Origin of the sequence: Actinotignum urematis (assembly GCF_051264595.1) — a bacterium.
GTDB classification, from domain to species: Bacteria; Actinomycetota; Actinomycetes; order Actinomycetales; family Actinomycetaceae; genus Actinotignum; species Actinotignum timonense_A.
This window is the reverse complement of record NZ_JBOZBG010000009.1, coordinates 29,627-45,001: the sequence shown is the minus strand read 5'-3', so window position 1 is coordinate 45,001 and position 15,375 is coordinate 29,627. Positions and strand designations below refer to the sequence as shown.

The window sequence follows — 15,375 nt, the reverse complement described above, 5'->3', positions numbered from 1 at the left end:
ATATAAAAGGTACGTCATGAATACGATCACGCTATGGCTCGAGTCTTTTCCGCAACTCTTAGAAGCCACGTTAAAAGTTACGATTCCGCTTTCGCTCATTTCTTTCGCGATTGCGCTCGTGTTGGGCATCATCACCGCCCAGCTGCGGCTATCGAAGAGTCGGATAGCTCGGGCCATAGCGTGGTTCTATGTCTGGATTTTCCGCGGCACCCCGCTCCTCGTACAGCTATTTATCGTCTTTTTCGGGCTTCCCAAGGTTGGCATCACGCTATCGGCCTGGCTCGCCGCGATCATCACTTTTTCGCTCAATACCGGCGCGTATATTTCCGAGGGAATCCGCGGGGCTCAGCTCTCCATCCCTTCCGGCCAGTGGGAGGCCGCATCCACCTTGCGGCTCACGCATTGGCAAACACTGCGGCACGTTATTGGCCCGCAGATCTGGAGGATCGCGCTTCCTTCTATCAGTAACGAGTTCGTGAACCTGGTGAAATCGACTTCGCTGGCATCCGTTATCACTATTTCCGATGTTTTCCAGATCGGCCAGCAGATCACCGCGCGCGTCTATGAGCCCCTGGTACTTTACGTTGAAGTTGCGGCGATTTACCTCGCTATCTGCACGCTGCTGACCTGGCTGCAGGCATACCTGGAAAAGAAAACCTCCAAGCACGTGGTGAAAAATGATTGAGATTAAAGACCTAGCTAAAACATTCGGCACTGATATCCACGCCTTAGCGGGCGTCACCGCGAGCTTTTCTCCCGGCAAGACCACCGTGATCGTGGGCCCATCCGGTTCCGGTAAATCCACGCTGCTGCGCACGTTGAACCTGCTGGAGATCCCCAATTCCGGGAGCATCCGGGTTGAGGATTTCTTGCTCACCTTCCCCGCGCAGGTCACACGCACCGATAAAGAAAAAATCCGTTCGCATTCCGCCATGGTTTTCCAGGGTTTTCACCTGTTCCCGCACCTGACCGTCCGCGAGAACGTTGAACTTGCGCCACGACTGCACGGAAAAGACCCGAAAGCCGCGCGTGCCGACAGCGACGCTTTGCTTGAGCGAGTTGGCCTCAGTGCGAAAACAGATGCTTATCCTGCCGAGCTTTCTGGCGGCCAGGCCCAGCGAGCGGCAATCGCCCGCGCGCTAGCGATGCGCCCGAAGTATCTGCTCTGCGACGAACCAACCTCAGCGCTGGATCCGGAGCTCGCGGCCGAAGTGTCCAAGGTTTTATCCGAACTGGCCCGCCAGGGTCAGGGCTTGATCGTGGTGAGCCACGATATGAATTTCACCAGGCGCGTGGCAGACCAGGTGGTTTTCTTGGACGCGGGCCACATCCAATACGAGGGCGCCCCGGAAGATTTCTTCACCTCGAACAACGAGCGCATCGTGAAATTCCTATCGGTGTACGACCCGTCAGAAAACTTGTAGGAGCGCGGCGCGGCGGGGCTTGCGGCACCGGGCGGTTTCTGGCGCGGCGCGGGTTGCGGTGATAGCCAAGCGGGCACGCGGCGCGGCAGGCGCGGCGTCGTCGTACTAATATCGCGCGCACCCGCGCGCGCTCCTAGGCGTTATCCGCCTCCCATTCGCCGAAAGTGCGGCCGTCTTCCGCGAGCCATTCGCGCCGGCCGTTCGAAGAGCGCCCCAGGATCACCGCGGCCGCGGTGGAAGGTGAACCGAAAGCAATATCGCGGGTGAGAACCGCGGCGCTGCCGGAAATTTTTATGGAACCATCGTCGACGAGCTTGTGATGCAGCGCGGCGTAGCTGGTGTAGGAACGGAGCGTCGATTCGGAAGCGCCGCGCAGCTGCCATTCGGCGACGACGCGCGAACCTTTGAGAACGAAATACTCGCCATCCACCAGCTGCATCGTGGCATCCACCCCTTTATTAGCCTGGCGCAGGTGGAATAGCGCGGACGTGGACGCGGGCGTTTCGGGAGCGGGAGCAGCGGGAATCGTGGAACGCGAACGCAGCACATTCACGCCGAGAATCGGAAGAATGACCTTAACATTATCCAGGAAGGATTCCGCCGAGGCCTGCTGCCCCTCCGACAGCTTGCGCAGCCGCGGGACCTGCTTATTATCGGGCATGGAGCAGCGCTCGGCGGCCTGGGCAATATCCACGAGGCGCGACTCCAGGTAGCCCCAATGCCCCTCGTTGAAAGATTTTTGCATGCTGCCGATAATGACGACCCGGTTCCACTGCGGTTTGCGCTGGTCGTGGGTGCGCAGGCGCTCGCTGAAATTTTCGGTTTTGCCGATGTAGCACCAGGTGTTGTCGATGGCGTCCGGGTCTGCGCCGAGGAGGAGGTAGACGCCGTTGCCGTGGGCGTCCTCGCGGTGCAGCAGTTCCGATAACTGGTCGCGGCGTGCAGATACGACGACGCCCGTCCAGTCGGCGATGCTTGCCGTCATGATCCCGCCGGGCGTGCCATCCACCAAGAACAGCTCAATCGCTTTGCCGCGTACCATGCCACCAGTGCCTTTCCGTGGGTTCCACTTGGAGTTTGCCTAGAGGTAACTGCGTTCCGCGCCTAGGTTCTCCCGATTTGCCAATGCTCCTCTCAGATTCTATGCGAGAGAGAAGCCTGCGGGGCTGGAGACGGCCGGGGTTCGTTATTCACGCAGCCTTCGCAGACCCATGATGCCCGCGCCCATAAGGGTGCAGGCGAACGCAGCCAAGGGCAGGGTAACCGAGCCGGTATGGGCCAAGCTCTTGCCGGTGCCGCCTGTATTACGCGGGTGGTTCGGGGTGGGCGTGGGACTCGGCGTCGACGTGGAGCTCGGTAAGGGAATGAGTAGAGCCGACGGCGGAGTACTCACACCCGACGTTGGCATCGGATCAGGAGTGGGTGTCTCTCCACCTTCTTGATCTTTCTCGGGTTCGGCAGGCTCGGGCTTATCAACATCTGGAGGTGGGCACATCGCATCGCCACTCAGCACCGTCGAGGCAATCACGTCTTCCGTATCCTGAGTTCGCGTAACTATCGATACTTTAGTTCCCGCAGTCAACTTATCGCTTGGAACGTTGAGGTTGAGGTCCTCAAAGGTTGTTGGTTCACCGTAGTAGTTATCATCGATTTTGAGCTGGTACTTAGGGACGTGGTTTTCTACAGCCAAAGTGGTAGTTCCAACATTTTGCCAGCGCCCCCAGCGCGTCTCGCGCGCGAGGTACGTTATCCTTATCGGCTTGCCAGCTTCGGCATCGCTCGTTAGGTCAAGCTCACCATCACAATTGAAGTCATGCGGTATACCCAGAGAAACTTTGGGATTCCCCTCCTCATCTCTGGCGGCTGGTTTCGGGCGCCACTTACAGTTATAGGTGTCATTGATGCGCAGTTTCAGAAAGGGTGCCCAGAAGCCAGGCGTGCCGTGCTCATCCGTGAGAACGACCTTCATAGAGAATTTGAGACGGTACTTCCGTTTCGTTTCCGTAACACTAAGCCTGGTTGCGCCATTATCGCAATCCGAATGGATGCTCATGTGTGAGGATTTCTCGAGCAGCGCCGTGCCATTTTCCAGTCGCTCATTAATCCCCAGACCAAAGGCTACCGGGGTGACCATACTCAAAGAGAGAAAGGCGACGGCAACTCCCGCGAGTGATCGGAGCAAGGCTTTCTTCATTCATTCACCCCATTTCCAGGACAAATAATGGTTCATTCACATCTCACGTGCCGTCCCGCGCCTCGCAGTGGGTGGCAGTGTGGAATGAGCGGTAGTTTCACACATCCAGTGAGCAGCAGGGACGCGGGCTCGACACCTAAATCGTTTCACATGTTAACACGCAAACATGCTTAGTTTTGGGACTAAATAACGTGATATAAGGGCGATATATTTCCAATCTTTTTATAGTTGATTTTCGCCGGATCCCTTGACGACCCTGCGGGTCACTGTAGCATTTTTAGCGACCCCGAAAGTGCTGCAACCTGCATGGATACGTTCTAGCGCATTGACCTTTATAGCAAGACCCTCGATTGATTTCCGGACGGTAAAAGGTGCAGATATTTCGGTGTGACGAATTTACCACCGCCAATGGTCAGCCACGAAGGATGCAATCTGACGAAACTGAATGAAAACTGTAGGAGCAGTCAGAAGCTTCATTAAGGAGCCTGATAAACACCTTGGGAAGCACCTCGCCAACCAGCTTTCGAAAGCAACCCATCCAACTCTTCTCGGTTGGGCTACTTTTCGACCGTTGGCCCTGGGCTACTTTTCGACCGCCACTAACGCATCGATCCGACTTGCACAACAGAAACGGTCCAACTTGCACAACAGAAACCGTCCAACTTGCACAACAGCGTGTTAACATGTGATAACGAGAGTGAAAGGAGGGTATCCACATGGGCGATTCTTCAACCCCTCCAGCCTATTTACCTCGGGTAGCCGACAGTCTCCTGGCACGAAAGCTCAAAGTAGCTGGAGCTGTACATATCCAAGGCCCGAAGTGGTGCGGCAAAACCGCTACCGCACAACAGGCAGCGGCGAGCGCTATCTACTTGCAAGACCCGGATCGTTCCGCTGATTACCTTCAACTTGCTTTCTCAAAACCGTCCCTCCTTCTGGAAGGTGAAAGCCCGCGCCTGATTGATGAATGGCAGATGGCTCCCCAGCTCTGGGATGCAGTGCGCTACGCCATCGATAGGGAGCATGGCCGCGGCAGATTTATTTTGACGGGCTCTTCGACGCCGCGCCAATCTGAGATGCCAAGTCACTCGGGTGTTGGAAGATTCGCGCGGATCACTATGCGCACCATGTCCCTGTGGGAAACGCGGGAATCAAGCGGCGCGGTTTCTCTTACCGAGCTTTTTGACGGCCGGCACGATATCGGTGCTTTAGTCAATTTCGATATTGAGCGAATTGCTTTCGCAATTTGCCGGGGCGGTTGGCCCGAAGCCGTCACCGAAAAAGACGAAGGCACCGCCCTTGATATGGCGAAGGAGTATATCCAGCTTCTCTTAGACACCGATATTGCGCAGATCGACGGAATTAACAGAAACCGCACCTGGGCTCAGGCAATTTTGCGTTCCTACGCCCGCAATGTTTCTTCTCAGGCGACGCTGGCTACCATCGCGCAGGATATGCAGGGAGAACCGCCCGCGCGCAATACCGTTTCTGATTATGTGGATGCTTTAAATAGGGCCTTTGTATTCGAAGATTTACCCGCGTGGAATCCGCGCCTGCGCTCGAAAACGGCAGTTCGCACCAGCTCAACGCGCCATTTCTGCGATCCATCGCTGGCCGCCGTTATGCTCAATGCCACCCCGAAGCGACTTTTGACCGATTGGGAAACTTTCGGGCTTCTTTTTGAATCTCTGTGCGTGCACGATCTACGGGTTTATGTTGATGCCTTGGGTGGCCAGGTCTACCACTATCGCGATAAAACAGGTTTAGAGGCCGACGCCGTCCTGGTCTTAGATGATGGGCGCTGGGCCTTGGTTGAGGTGAAACTAGGGGAACAGTCAATCGACCAAGCTGCCGAGCATCTTAAGAAGCTCGCGCAACGGATCAACACCGCCCACGAGGGTGAACCCGCATTCTTGCTTGTGGTCACCGGAACTCAAGTGGCTTATCAACGTGACGACGGCGTGCTGGTGGTTCCCTTGGCAGCGCTTAAGCCTTAGCGAGCGTTTGCTCTAGCCCAGCGGTGATGCGCAACGGTAAAGTGCGCAATGATGGGGAGGTGAGATGTGAACGAGCGTAACCGCGGGCATCGGTCGTCATCCCCACCGAGAATCACGCCCCTCGTGAAGTGTTTAGCGCTCATAGGCTGTTCTCAGCTTGTTGCCGTCGGGTTGTTTTACTGCGTAGCGGAAACGAATGCGGCTACTGCTTCTTTTGCATCAGTGTTGGAAATGAGCTTCCTGACGATATTGGCCAGCTTCTTCCTCAGGAACGGCGTCATCACTGCTCTGGTAGTAGCTTGCATGTTGCTCACGCTCATATCTCTCGCCCTCATTGGAGTACTTGTGCGTAAGCACGGACTGTCCCTCGTCGCTACGCTTTCCAGCATCACTCTGGGCTTGTTGTTGTATTTCCCAACCGCCGGTGGTGCGCTATTTCCGCACGCGCTCAAGATGCCGGCAATATCTTTTGGGCTACTTCTGCTTTTCTCGGTTCCCCTCGCAGTGGTCATCTGCGGGCGGCTGATTCATAAACACTACTCACACACAAACAATTAGGCACTCTCGACAGTCAACAACTTTTTCCATTGGTTCTCCTATAGCTTTGAACCAGTTTGCATTCAGGAAAGGCACCGAAATCACTGTACCCATCGGCTAGCAGGCAGCCAGTTTCTTCCACTTGCGAATCTTGGTGCGAAACGTGGTAAACGGGGCGACCGTGTTGATATGCACCCACTTCCACACCGGCCACGCCGACGGCGTGGAAGACGCCCACGCCCGCTGCCCAGACTCAAACAACTCCGCTTCAGTTAGACCGCCCACCATCTGGACCACCTCACCGAGCAAGGTCCCGAACTGGTCAATCAACTCTTCAGCAGGTTCATGTTCCCAGCGCTGATAAAACGACTCGTACAAGCCACCCAGCTGATTCCATTTATAGCCAGCTGCCGGAGTCACTACCTCAAGACCGGATTGCTCGTCACGTTCCCAGCCAAGCAGTAATTCCATCCAGCCGACCTGGTAGGCGATCATCTGCCGGGGCGTGCGATCAACACCATCAACCAGCTGATCCCAACCATCGTCAGGAACATCGGCGAACTCGCCGAGAAATAGACTGCCGCGCTCAGCGATCTCCACCTGCAGCTCAGTGCCAGATTCATATGATCTCACCGCACACCTCCTTGTGAAGCAGCGTTATTTTCACGCTCCGCTAGAGCATTAAACCATGAACCTATGCCTGATTACGAGAAATGCGACACCCGCTAACGCAAACGCAGACTTATTAAATCCGACGTAAAAGTTGGAGCCACCTGAGAGAATCGAACTCTCGACCTATTCATTACAGGTTCCATGCCTTTGCCGGGGCGCTTGAAAACAGCTCAGCACTACGCTTAGTTTTTTTACTCTTCTGCTGGCAAGTCCGGCAACTACGGCGAGTGTCCCCATGCCGGCATTGCCAGCAAGTCCGGGAATTTTGCATCGACACATAGCACGATCAAATACGAGCTTCGTTACATCATCGATAATTCAATACAGCCTTACCGGGGCAGTTACAAATATCCTCATGGAAAAAGACAATCCACGTAACGAACACGTCCTCGATCAGTGGCGTCTGGCGATGGCCGCCCAGTCACTTTCCCAAACAACGATTACTGAGAGAATCCGGGTCGTCGGTGCGCTAAGCAGAGACACCTCTGTAACTGCGCTTGAGATGAAATCCGAGGACATCGTCTCCTGGCTAGCCCAGCGCCCGAGCGCTTCCACTAAGTGGAGCTACTACACCCATTTGAATGCCTTCTATCGCTGGGCATTACGAATGGCTCTCATCAATAAGAATCCCCTTGACGTAATCCCTGCGCCCAAAAAACCGAAGAGCGCACCCCGCCCCATCCCGACCGAACTGATAACCACAGTACTCTCCTCAAACCTCCATATCCGCACGCGCGCGATGATCGTTCTCGCCTATTACGAGGGTCTCAGAACGCATGAAATCGCTAAAATCCGCGGAGCTGACTACGACCCACTAACCACCCAACTAACCATCCTCGGAAAAGGAGGAAAAATGGCTTTCATAGCCGCGCACCCCAAAGTGCAGGAAATTGCAAAACAAATGCCTCAACACGGCTTCTGGTTCCCCGCATACGTGAAAGCCGGGCACATAAGCCCTAAATCGGTAGGATACACGATAAAAACGACGTTCAAGCGCCACGGAATCACGATGACGGCTCACCAGTTACGGCATTCCTTCGGAACCGATCTCGTTGCCAAAGGCGTTAATCTTCGGGTAGTTCAAACACTCATGCGCCACGAGAGTATCCAATCCACAGCCATCTACACCCAGGTAACAAACGCTCAGCAACAACTTGCAATCGAAAACCTATAGAAGGAAATCTCCATGATTATCGCTATCTGCAACCAGAAAGGCGGCGTTGGTAAAACGACGATTGCCACGAATCTCGCACACCGCATCGCCCGCACCTCCAGTGCTCATGTGTTGCTGGTGGATGCTGACCCGCAAGGCTCGGCAACTACGACGCTCGGCGTCGAAGTAGACGCCGATACCTTGACCGTCAATGATGTGCTTGCGGCGGTGTCCGCCGGAGCGCCACCCGAAACAGCCCGCCAAGCAATACTGGAAGTGCCTGGCTGGGGTATTGATCTACTCCCCGCCGATAGAGCGTTGTGGGATCGGGAAAACGACACCACGCTCGGCCGGGAATACAGGATCAAAACCATCCTCGCTCCCCTGCATGATGCTTACGAAACTATCGTGGTGGACTGTCCGCCATCCTTGGGGATGCTCACCACCGGCGCTCTCGTCGCCGCCGATGTGGCGTTGATCGTCACCACGGCACGGGAAACCGCCTGCGATGGCGTCGCGGAAATGATCACAACCATCGCCACTATTAAATCTCTATATAACCCGGCTCTTGAGCTTGCGGGAATCCTCGTGAACTCCTACCAGCAAGGGCGCTTGGACACGAAGCGGTGGCTGACCGAGCTAGAAGCCACTTATGGCGACTACCTGCTCGCTCGGTATATGCCGATGAGGGAAGCATTCCCCCACACCGCAACCAACCACACCCCCATCAATAACGGTGACCCGCTGATTGAGGAAGCATTCAAGACGCTACAAGCCGCCCTTGCCGGCAACGCCGCACCAGCCGTACCTGCCGCGCCTGCCGGCACTCGGGCACCCGCCGTACTTGCCAGCAGTGCCGCACCCGCCAGCACCGCCAGCCATACCAGCACGGCGGCCCTGGGGGCTTGCTCATGAAACCCGTCCTCGACCTCACCTGCGGTGCCAGGATGATGTGGGTAAACAAGCACGACGAGCGCGTCACCTACTGCGACAACACAGCCGAGACCCACACGCTCTGCGACGGCCGCACCCTCACAATCAACCCCGACCAAAGGGAAGACTTCCGCGACCTCTCGTTCCCAGACAACACGTTTTACCTCGTGGTCTTCGACCCACCCCACCTCAACCACCTAGGAGAATCCTCCTGGTTGGCGAAAAAATACGGGAAGCTCGCACCCTCCTGGGAAGACGACATCAGGGCCGGATTCGAGCAAGCCTTCCGAGTCCTACGCCCAGGCGGCGTCCTCATCTTCAAATGGAACGAAACCCAAATCCCACTCTCCCGCATCCTTACCCTCACCCCGGAAAAGCCACTCTTCGGCCACACCGGAACAAGCAGCAAAACCCACTGGATCACTTTCCTCAAAACACCGACCAGTAAAGGAACCCAGCAATGAAAATGACGAAAAAAGACGCACTGCGTTACCTCTCCGACCCAACCGACACTATCTATCGCAAGCTCCTGAGAAACGGGGCCGTGGAAGCCTGGAACGGAACATCAATAAACGCCAGCCTCGCCGAATGCCGTCTCTCCTCAGACGACTGGAAGAAAGCCGGCAACCACGTCATCAAAAACGGCACCGATAAAGACCTCGTGGATCTCTTCTTCCTGCTTGCCGAAGCCCAAGGCATACTCGCGCGGGTCGTCAAACACTTAGACAAGATCAAAGCCGCATACGAAACCACCATGGAAACGGAATAACAATGAAAAAGCCAGACACACACGCGTTGCGCACACTCAAGAAAGCACCCATCACCAACCCCGTCGTCGCTGCCAGCACCGAGACACCCGCCGTACCAGCCGGCAACGCCGGCACGCCCGCACCTGCCGCACCCGCCAGCAATGCCGGTGCGCCTAGCAAACGCGGGGTAGAGAAAGTGAAAATCACCCTCCGCCTACCCCGCGAAACCGCAGACATCATCCGCGGCGCCTGGCTCGCCGACGTCGCCACAGGCAACAGAATCTCCCTATCCGAATGGGCAACCACCATCATCACCGACCACATCAACACGGACGTGACACCCGTCCCGGCAGGTGCCACACCTAAAGGAATCATCTAACCCACAACCCCAAGATTGGAGACATTCTCATGTATTTCCTCAACCCAACCTCCCAACTGACCACCCAGGATGTGCGTCAAGCGGTACGTAATCTCGTCATCGACACCGGCCTTGCTGAGATCGAGAAGCACGGCATCCCCGATAGTGCCCACGATGTTGAGGACACGACCGGGAAACTCGCACACGACGCCGATGCTGTTTTCGATGCCTGGGTATCCAGCATCATCGAGGCCACCCGCCGACACCTCGCCGACGAAATCACCGAAACTCTCGCGAGCGGAAACCACAAGCGGATGAAGCAAGCCGAACGTTACAGCTCGGAATACAAGGAATGCCTAGCACGGGCAGAAACGGCCCTCGAATGCGATAACCAAGAACTCGCCGACGAAGCACGCTGTGACGCTACACAAGCCTGGGGTAAGCACATGTACCACAAGGCTCAAGCCCTCCTTTGCATCGAGCATTGCTGCCGGATCAGCGACCTCCGGCACTTCACCCCCACACTCGATGACGTGGAAAAAGAAGACAACCCGATCATCGTCGTCACAGACACGGACGGAGACGAATAAATGACCCCCACACCAGAGCAGATTATCGCGGCCACCCGCGAACACTTCGCAAAACAAATGCTTGATCTTCTTTTCCGTATGGGACGGGAATATGACCGGGAAGCCAGCGCTGCTTATGAAAGCCACTCTGAGGCTTGCAGGGAAGCTGAATATGCCCACGAACACGGTCTTTCAGAGCTTGAATATGACGCCTGGGGAAGATCACGCGACGCATACACACACTACGAGCACGCGCGGGGCATGGATCACGCGTGCGGGAAACACCGGATCTATATTCGGGAATTCCTGGACAAGGTTCCTACTCTGGCCGAAATCGGTATCCCAGATGCCCAGCCGGCCGAAGATGCTCCGATGGAGGTGAGTAAGTAATGCGGCCAGAAGAAAACCTTGCCAGCCATGCCGGCAACGAGACACCCGCCGCACCCGCCAGCAATGCCGGCACAGCCGTACCCGCCAGCAACACGGGTATGGATCGTAATGCCGGCTGGAAGCTGCTCGCCAGTTTCATGAACCGCATGAAAGAAAAAGAGCAAAACGGCACCTGGCAAAGCTACCGAGACACTAGCGACGAGGAGGGAGACACCGATGGGTAACAATATTTATCCAGGCAAGAAAACCGCCTACTGCTACACCTGCAAGAAACCCCTGCATTATCTCGGCATCGCCGCACACCGCGCCCTCCATCACCGCGACCGCGGTATCGACTGCACCATCCGCTACACCCACGGCGATGTCTACACCTGGAAATACTCCCAACTCAAAAACCAAAAAGAAAAGGAACTCTCATGAGCATGAGCACCGGCCCCCTGGACGAGGGCACCATCATTTTCAAGAAAATCAGCGAAGACGAAATCGGGATCACCGGCGTCGCCCTCACCCCCGGCAGCCAGGCCGCTGTCACAACAAAAAACGGCGACGTTGTCACTGTTCTGGTTGGTGAGATCATCGACGAACAACAAGGAATCCGCACCGCCACGTTCGAGTGGATTGAGGAAGACCCCACCGAGACCCTTGAGCCGGGCCAAGCGATCTACCGCAAAGACAACCATTTAGGTCAATACATCATTGTTGGACGCGACCTCACAGAGGGTGCTACCGCAACCGTGATCACCAAAAACGGGACACAACATGAGGTAACGGTGGGGGAAATCCAAGCAGATGACGGCACTGTCCAGTCCGCGCTCTACCGTCGTAACTACCCGCCCATCCCGGAAGGGCAAGCTATCTATCGGCACAATCCCGACACCGACGAATACTTCATCGAAGGCCCGAATTTGGAAGAAGGCAAAGACGTCACCGTCATCACCAAAAACGGGAAAACCCACACCGTCACGGTTGATGACGTCATCACGGTCACGGAGGAAGGCACAGTGCTTGCCACCTACATCAAACACAAGCTCACTGACGCCGAATTAACCAAAGGTGGGCGGTGTATCTTCCGGGAAATCGACGGAACCTGGTTCGTCATCGGCCAAAACCTCGCTATCGGGCAAAACGCACGAGTCTCTACCCGCAAAGGCACCCAAACGGTAAAGATCACGGCGATCACTAAGGAAGAAGACGGGATCCAGACCGCCCGATACACGTGGCCGAAAAAGAAGAAAAAATAGGAGCCCCTAACCCAAAACTCCCAGCCCCTAGCGTTGTGTCTAACGTGAGGACTGGGAGTTTTTACGTGGCTGGCAAGGCTGGGCTGGGACATCCTGTTCCGATATGTCCTATGAGTGCGTACAGCGGCGAAGGTTGCTGGTGAACTCGCCTAGGTTTGTTGAGTAATTAGGGAACGCGGCGTGTAGGTACTCGGTGCTTGTGGCGTAGACGAGTACCGTGTCGCGTCGCCCGGAAAACACGTCTTCTTCTTCGTTTTGGTTATACCAATCAATAGCCTGGCTAATATCACTACTGGAAAAAGGCGAAGCGTACAAAACCTGTTCTTCTCGGTCATATTCGAGAAGATACAGGTTAGGGCCAAGAGAGCCGAAAGCCTTCCCGATACTCTGGAAAGTTGCATCTGTTGCGTCTACAAGATCGACGCAAATCTGCTTGGAGCACGGTAACGCTTCGAGCTCGCGTTTGAGCGCTTCCCGACCATTGGGAACATTAGATGCTAACGGGCGGTCTTCCTCGAGAGTGAAAAGGGCCGAGGCCAGCTGGAAAAATCGCCTTATATCTTCGTAGGAAGCGCGCGATCCTGCCAGTTTTTCAGGGCTCTTGTAATCCTGGCCGTATATCGCGCTTGCTGCTTCGACTCCCGTTGCCCACGAGTGCTGGAGTCTCGTCCTGATCTGGATTTCCACTCGAGAAGGTAGTGGTTCACCGGGTACGACGACGATGATGTGACATGAGCGGTAGCCACTATCTTGGGGACAAGCAATATAGTCTTTGATTCCGCGGGATTCTTTCACATCCAAGCGGCGTAGTACTTCGGCTACGGCAAGGTCTACTTGCTCGCAGGTTTCCACGATAAGCCGGCACCCGCCTATGTCGTCCATGGAGCCGAGCTTGAGGTTGGTGTTCTTGCGTGAGAGTTTCTTGAGAATTGAGCTGATTCGCTTCAATCGGAAAGTCACAAGAGAGTGCGGGATGAGCGTGGATATTTGCTGTAGTTCCTCAAAAACAGTACGTGTAGGCTCAATTTGCATAGAACGCCATGCTTGCACGAGGCGGAAGTATTCTTGAATCTCCTCGTCTTCTCCGACGCGAGCAAGGTCTCCACCGTGTGCGACGTACGCCTGCGCTAGGGCTTTTCCGGCTTTGTTAGCTTCACCCCTGGATATAGGCCGCACACTGTCTTGCATGGTAGAATCATAGCAATTACGGATATTGAGGTAAAAGGAGGCGAGATGGCTAAAGTTGAAGATGTAGCAGCGCAGATTCTTGAGCGTTGCGGGCGTATGACCACCATGAAATTGCAAAAGCTTACGTTCTATTGCCAGGCTGCATATCTCGCCGAAACGGGATCTCCTATTTTTGAGGAAGATTTTCGCGCCTGGGTTAACGGCCCGGTTTCTCCGGAGTTATTCAGCAAGCACCGCGGTAAGTTCTTTATTTACCCCGGCGAGCTAACCAGTGAAGCCGGCACACTATCCGCTGACGCACTGACTGTTATTGACGGCGTTTGCGATGAACTCGGTGACTTGACCGCGAATGCTTTGGTCGAAAAGACTCACGGTGAGCAGCCGTGGCTTGATGCGCGTCAAGGTTGTGACCCGCAGTCACACTCCCAGGAGATCATCTCCAAGGAGTCGATCAAGGCTTACTACCGTACACATCCAGTCGTCGAATCCTTGCTGGTTTAGCGGTCATACTCGGTTGAAGGGGCAGCGTTGCGCTGCCCCTTCAACGTTGCGGGGCGCTGCCCCACACCCCGCTGGGGACACCCGTGCCCCCAGACCCCCGCGGGCCGGCCTTGCCCCACAGGGGCAGGCCGATAAAAACACCACCCAATACCACCACGCAACGTCCCAGCCCTAAGAAAACCCGAAGCACGCGGTGACTCCCACACGCCTCACCAGCATGGCATCATGGAAATATGGATATGAACATGTTCGCGGGCCTTAAAGACACCGGCCCAAAAGACGTACACTTTAACTGTCCGGGAATCCTTGCCAAGAAACTGCAAATTCTTGCAGTGGTCAAGGAAACAACCCTGACCGCCCTGATTGTTACTGCCCTGGAAAACTACCTCGAAGAGATAGAAAACCAAGAACAGTAACTGTTGAGGCTGGCTGGTAATGGAAGCAGCCCACCTCACACACTGGGCGACCATATTGGATGCGGCCGTGAGCTGGAGAACGCGCGACTTAGAAGCCCGGCCCTCCAATAATTTTCCCTTTTGTTTTGAGCCGACCCCTTGAGGCACAAAAATGGCGCCACCCCTTGGGTGGCGCCACCCCTATTTAATCCACCCCTTATCCTCAAGGACAGCAATGGACAACAACCCGAAAAACGCTTCCACACCAAAACCAGCGTATGGAGATATGGATATACCGCCACATGGAGGGTATTCTGGGAACCGGAGAGCCAGCAAAAGGCGCAAGGTGACGCCTGCGCCTAGCCAGCTTGCTTTTGACTTAGATGCCCTCATGGGGCTAACAGAAAGGACGAGCGATGTTGATCGACCCGAGGGACGCCGGCGAACCACTCCAGACGAGGGAAGTGTGGAGGCGCTGGGCGCTAAACAATCCGAGCGAGTGGGACGTGGCCCGCAAATTCTTCCTCGAGATGGAAACGTATCTACCCCCGAACTACTACCCGAACGCCGAGGTAGAGACGTGGGAACTCTTCCCACTGGATTGGGACTGGATAGGAGTGGACATGCCCTACGAGTTTCTGACCGATCAGGAGAACTACGAGGAGCTGTACGTCCCGCGGATGAAGGAAACCCTGACCGAGGCACTACTGCGAGTATTCCGGCGCGGCCTGGCGGTGCGGATCGAGGGAACAGCGATGAGCCTGGACGAGTTGATCAGGGAAGGCTTCTGGATCGAGTCCTACCAAGTGGCACACGTCCCCCTGGAGAAAGTGACGGGGAAGCCGAGATCGGGCGAACCGGCGCTCTTCCATCTGGCCTGGCAGGCAATGGAGGACACGGGCAAGATGCGAGGGGAGATCATCGACATGTTCACCTCAATGCAGACGATGAAATCAACACCGGATCGCAAGTGCCCGGCCTGGGTAGCCCAGTGGCAAGCCCAGAACCCGCCAATCGAATGGGAGAACCCGACAACGCCCTCCGAGATCGAGGAGTGCTGGTAGACCCACCTCA

The 15,375-nt window shown here is 55.7% G+C and carries 21 protein-coding genes; 17 read left to right on the top strand and 4 right to left on the bottom strand.

Annotation, left to right across the window (positions count from 1 at the left end; translation table 11 throughout):
• Positions 1–16 precede the first annotated feature (16 nt).
• Positions 17–685, top strand: a complete 669-nt coding sequence (locus tag ACRQDJ_RS05565) for an amino acid ABC transporter permease (protein WP_026429043.1) — start codon at positions 17–19, stop codon at positions 683–685.
• Positions 678–1,424, top strand: a complete 747-nt coding sequence (locus ACRQDJ_RS05560; protein ID WP_284903596.1) for an amino acid ABC transporter ATP-binding protein — start codon at positions 678–680, stop codon at positions 1,422–1,424. Before ACRQDJ_RS05565 ends, ACRQDJ_RS05560 begins: the two co-directional genes overlap by 8 nt.
• 133 nt (positions 1,425–1,557) lie before the next feature.
• On the opposite strand, the gene ACRQDJ_RS05555 is transcribed toward ACRQDJ_RS05560, so the two are convergent.
• Complete coding sequence (locus ACRQDJ_RS05555) at positions 1,558–2,466, bottom strand: GIY-YIG nuclease family protein (protein ID WP_284903595.1); 909 nt, start codon at positions 2,464–2,466, stop codon at positions 1,558–1,560.
• Positions 2,467–2,610: 144 nt separating this feature from the next.
• Positions 2,611–3,618, bottom strand: a complete 1,008-nt coding sequence (locus ACRQDJ_RS05550; protein WP_284903594.1) for a hypothetical protein — start codon at positions 3,616–3,618, stop codon at positions 2,611–2,613.
• A 716-nt stretch (positions 3,619–4,334) separates the two neighbouring features.
• Between ACRQDJ_RS05550 and ACRQDJ_RS05545 the strand changes: the two genes are divergently transcribed.
• A complete protein-coding gene (locus ACRQDJ_RS05545) occupies positions 4,335–5,615 on the top strand; it encodes an ATP-binding protein (RefSeq protein ID WP_284903593.1) in 1,281 nt (426 codons plus the stop codon).
• Positions 5,616–5,681: 66 nt separating this feature from the next.
• Complete coding sequence (locus ACRQDJ_RS05540; RefSeq protein WP_435717870.1) at positions 5,682–6,173, top strand: hypothetical protein; 492 nt, start codon at positions 5,682–5,684, stop codon at positions 6,171–6,173.
• A 96-nt stretch (positions 6,174–6,269) separates the two neighbouring features.
• On the opposite strand, the gene ACRQDJ_RS05535 is transcribed toward ACRQDJ_RS05540, so the two are convergent.
• A complete protein-coding gene (locus ACRQDJ_RS05535) occupies positions 6,270–6,785 on the bottom strand; it encodes a ClbS/DfsB family four-helix bundle protein (protein ID WP_284903591.1) in 516 nt (171 codons plus the stop codon).
• Positions 6,786–7,179: 394 nt separating this feature from the next.
• Between ACRQDJ_RS05535 and ACRQDJ_RS05530 the strand changes: the two genes are divergently transcribed.
• The 10 genes from ACRQDJ_RS05530 to ACRQDJ_RS05485 are packed head-to-tail and all read left to right on the top strand — an operon-like array spanning position 7,180 to position 12,217.
• Entirely contained in the window at positions 7,180–7,998 is an 819-nt protein-coding gene (locus tag ACRQDJ_RS05530; protein WP_180948897.1) for a tyrosine-type recombinase/integrase, read from the top strand.
• Between the two features lie 12 nt (positions 7,999–8,010).
• Positions 8,011–8,892 carry a ParA family protein gene (locus ACRQDJ_RS05525; protein ID WP_101657641.1) on the top strand — a complete coding sequence of 294 codons (882 nt, stop codon included), beginning with the start codon at positions 8,011–8,013 and terminating at the stop codon, positions 8,890–8,892.
• Positions 8,889–9,374, top strand: coding sequence for a class I SAM-dependent methyltransferase (locus ACRQDJ_RS05520; protein WP_101657640.1), 486 nt, complete (start codon positions 8,889–8,891; stop codon positions 9,372–9,374). Before ACRQDJ_RS05525 ends, ACRQDJ_RS05520 begins: the two co-directional genes overlap by 4 nt.
• A complete protein-coding gene (locus tag ACRQDJ_RS05515; protein ID WP_101657639.1) occupies positions 9,371–9,679 on the top strand; it encodes a hypothetical protein in 309 nt (102 codons plus the stop codon). The genes ACRQDJ_RS05520 and ACRQDJ_RS05515 overlap by 4 nt, the downstream gene beginning before the upstream one ends.
• Before the next feature lie 2 nt (positions 9,680–9,681).
• Entirely contained in the window at positions 9,682–10,038 is a 357-nt protein-coding gene (locus tag ACRQDJ_RS05510) for a hypothetical protein (RefSeq protein ID WP_101657638.1), read from the top strand.
• A gap of 29 nt (positions 10,039–10,067) precedes the next feature.
• Positions 10,068–10,607: a hypothetical protein gene (locus ACRQDJ_RS05505; protein ID WP_101657637.1), complete on the top strand. Its 540-nt coding sequence runs from the start codon at positions 10,068–10,070 to the stop codon at positions 10,605–10,607.
• Positions 10,608–10,976: a hypothetical protein gene (locus tag ACRQDJ_RS05500; protein ID WP_101657636.1), complete on the top strand. Its 369-nt coding sequence runs from the start codon at positions 10,608–10,610 to the stop codon at positions 10,974–10,976.
• A complete protein-coding gene (locus ACRQDJ_RS05495; protein ID WP_101657635.1) occupies positions 10,976–11,200 on the top strand; it encodes a hypothetical protein in 225 nt (74 codons plus the stop codon). The genes ACRQDJ_RS05500 and ACRQDJ_RS05495 overlap by 1 nt, the downstream gene beginning before the upstream one ends.
• Entirely contained in the window at positions 11,193–11,396 is a 204-nt protein-coding gene (locus tag ACRQDJ_RS05490; RefSeq protein ID WP_101657634.1) for a hypothetical protein, read from the top strand. The genes ACRQDJ_RS05495 and ACRQDJ_RS05490 overlap by 8 nt, the downstream gene beginning before the upstream one ends.
• A complete protein-coding gene (locus tag ACRQDJ_RS05485; RefSeq protein ID WP_101657633.1) occupies positions 11,393–12,217 on the top strand; it encodes a hypothetical protein in 825 nt (274 codons plus the stop codon). The genes ACRQDJ_RS05490 and ACRQDJ_RS05485 overlap by 4 nt, the downstream gene beginning before the upstream one ends.
• A 108-nt stretch (positions 12,218–12,325) precedes the next feature.
• Here the strand turns inward: ACRQDJ_RS05485 and ACRQDJ_RS05480 are convergent, their stop codons facing one another.
• Positions 12,326–13,405 carry a RelA/SpoT domain-containing protein gene (locus ACRQDJ_RS05480; protein ID WP_101657632.1) on the bottom strand — a complete coding sequence of 360 codons (1,080 nt, stop codon included), beginning with the start codon at positions 13,403–13,405 and terminating at the stop codon, positions 12,326–12,328.
• A 45-nt stretch (positions 13,406–13,450) separates the two neighbouring features.
• Here ACRQDJ_RS05480 and ACRQDJ_RS05475 point away from each other — a divergent pair, with 45 nt between their 5' ends.
• From ACRQDJ_RS05475 to ACRQDJ_RS05465, 3 genes are all read left to right on the top strand, one after another.
• Positions 13,451–13,906, top strand: coding sequence for a Panacea domain-containing protein (locus tag ACRQDJ_RS05475; protein ID WP_101657631.1), 456 nt, complete (start codon positions 13,451–13,453; stop codon positions 13,904–13,906).
• Positions 13,907–14,139: 233 nt separating this feature from the next.
• Complete coding sequence (locus ACRQDJ_RS05470; RefSeq protein WP_101657630.1) at positions 14,140–14,322, top strand: hypothetical protein; 183 nt, start codon at positions 14,140–14,142, stop codon at positions 14,320–14,322.
• A gap of 395 nt (positions 14,323–14,717) precedes the next feature.
• Complete coding sequence (locus tag ACRQDJ_RS05465) at positions 14,718–15,365, top strand: hypothetical protein (protein WP_435717869.1); 648 nt, start codon at positions 14,718–14,720, stop codon at positions 15,363–15,365.
• Positions 15,366–15,375: the final 10 nt, after the last annotated feature.

Excerpts from the sequence above, each read along its gene's own strand:
- ACRQDJ_RS05565 (WP_026429043.1), top strand. The coding sequence starts at position 17 with ATGAATACGATCACGCTATGGCTCGAGTCTTTTCCGCAACTCTTAGAA.
- ACRQDJ_RS05560 (WP_284903596.1), top strand. The coding sequence starts at position 678 with ATGATTGAGATTAAAGACCTAGCTAAAACATTCGGCACTGATATCCAC.
- ACRQDJ_RS05555 (WP_284903595.1), bottom strand. The coding sequence starts at position 2,466 with ATGGTACGCGGCAAAGCGATTGAGCTGTTCTTGGTGGATGGCACGCCC.
- ACRQDJ_RS05550 (WP_284903594.1), bottom strand. The coding sequence starts at position 3,618 with ATGAAGAAAGCCTTGCTCCGATCACTCGCGGGAGTTGCCGTCGCCTTT.
- ACRQDJ_RS05545 (WP_284903593.1), top strand. The coding sequence starts at position 4,335 with ATGGGCGATTCTTCAACCCCTCCAGCCTATTTACCTCGGGTAGCCGAC.
- ACRQDJ_RS05530 (WP_180948897.1), top strand. The coding sequence starts at position 7,180 with ATGGAAAAAGACAATCCACGTAACGAACACGTCCTCGATCAGTGGCGT.
- ACRQDJ_RS05525 (WP_101657641.1), top strand. The coding sequence starts at position 8,011 with ATGATTATCGCTATCTGCAACCAGAAAGGCGGCGTTGGTAAAACGACG.
- ACRQDJ_RS05520 (WP_101657640.1), top strand. The coding sequence starts at position 8,889 with ATGAAACCCGTCCTCGACCTCACCTGCGGTGCCAGGATGATGTGGGTA.
- ACRQDJ_RS05515 (WP_101657639.1), top strand. The coding sequence starts at position 9,371 with ATGAAAATGACGAAAAAAGACGCACTGCGTTACCTCTCCGACCCAACC.
- ACRQDJ_RS05510 (WP_101657638.1), top strand. The coding sequence starts at position 9,682 with ATGAAAAAGCCAGACACACACGCGTTGCGCACACTCAAGAAAGCACCC.
- ACRQDJ_RS05505 (WP_101657637.1), top strand. The coding sequence starts at position 10,068 with ATGTATTTCCTCAACCCAACCTCCCAACTGACCACCCAGGATGTGCGT.
- ACRQDJ_RS05500 (WP_101657636.1), top strand. The coding sequence starts at position 10,608 with ATGACCCCCACACCAGAGCAGATTATCGCGGCCACCCGCGAACACTTC.
- ACRQDJ_RS05495 (WP_101657635.1), top strand. The coding sequence starts at position 10,976 with ATGCGGCCAGAAGAAAACCTTGCCAGCCATGCCGGCAACGAGACACCC.
- ACRQDJ_RS05490 (WP_101657634.1), top strand. The coding sequence starts at position 11,193 with ATGGGTAACAATATTTATCCAGGCAAGAAAACCGCCTACTGCTACACC.
- ACRQDJ_RS05485 (WP_101657633.1), top strand. The coding sequence starts at position 11,393 with ATGAGCATGAGCACCGGCCCCCTGGACGAGGGCACCATCATTTTCAAG.
- ACRQDJ_RS05480 (WP_101657632.1), bottom strand. The coding sequence starts at position 13,405 with ATGCAAGACAGTGTGCGGCCTATATCCAGGGGTGAAGCTAACAAAGCC.
- ACRQDJ_RS05475 (WP_101657631.1), top strand. The coding sequence starts at position 13,451 with ATGGCTAAAGTTGAAGATGTAGCAGCGCAGATTCTTGAGCGTTGCGGG.
- ACRQDJ_RS05470 (WP_101657630.1), top strand. The coding sequence starts at position 14,140 with ATGGATATGAACATGTTCGCGGGCCTTAAAGACACCGGCCCAAAAGAC.
- ACRQDJ_RS05465 (WP_435717869.1), top strand. The coding sequence starts at position 14,718 with ATGTTGATCGACCCGAGGGACGCCGGCGAACCACTCCAGACGAGGGAA.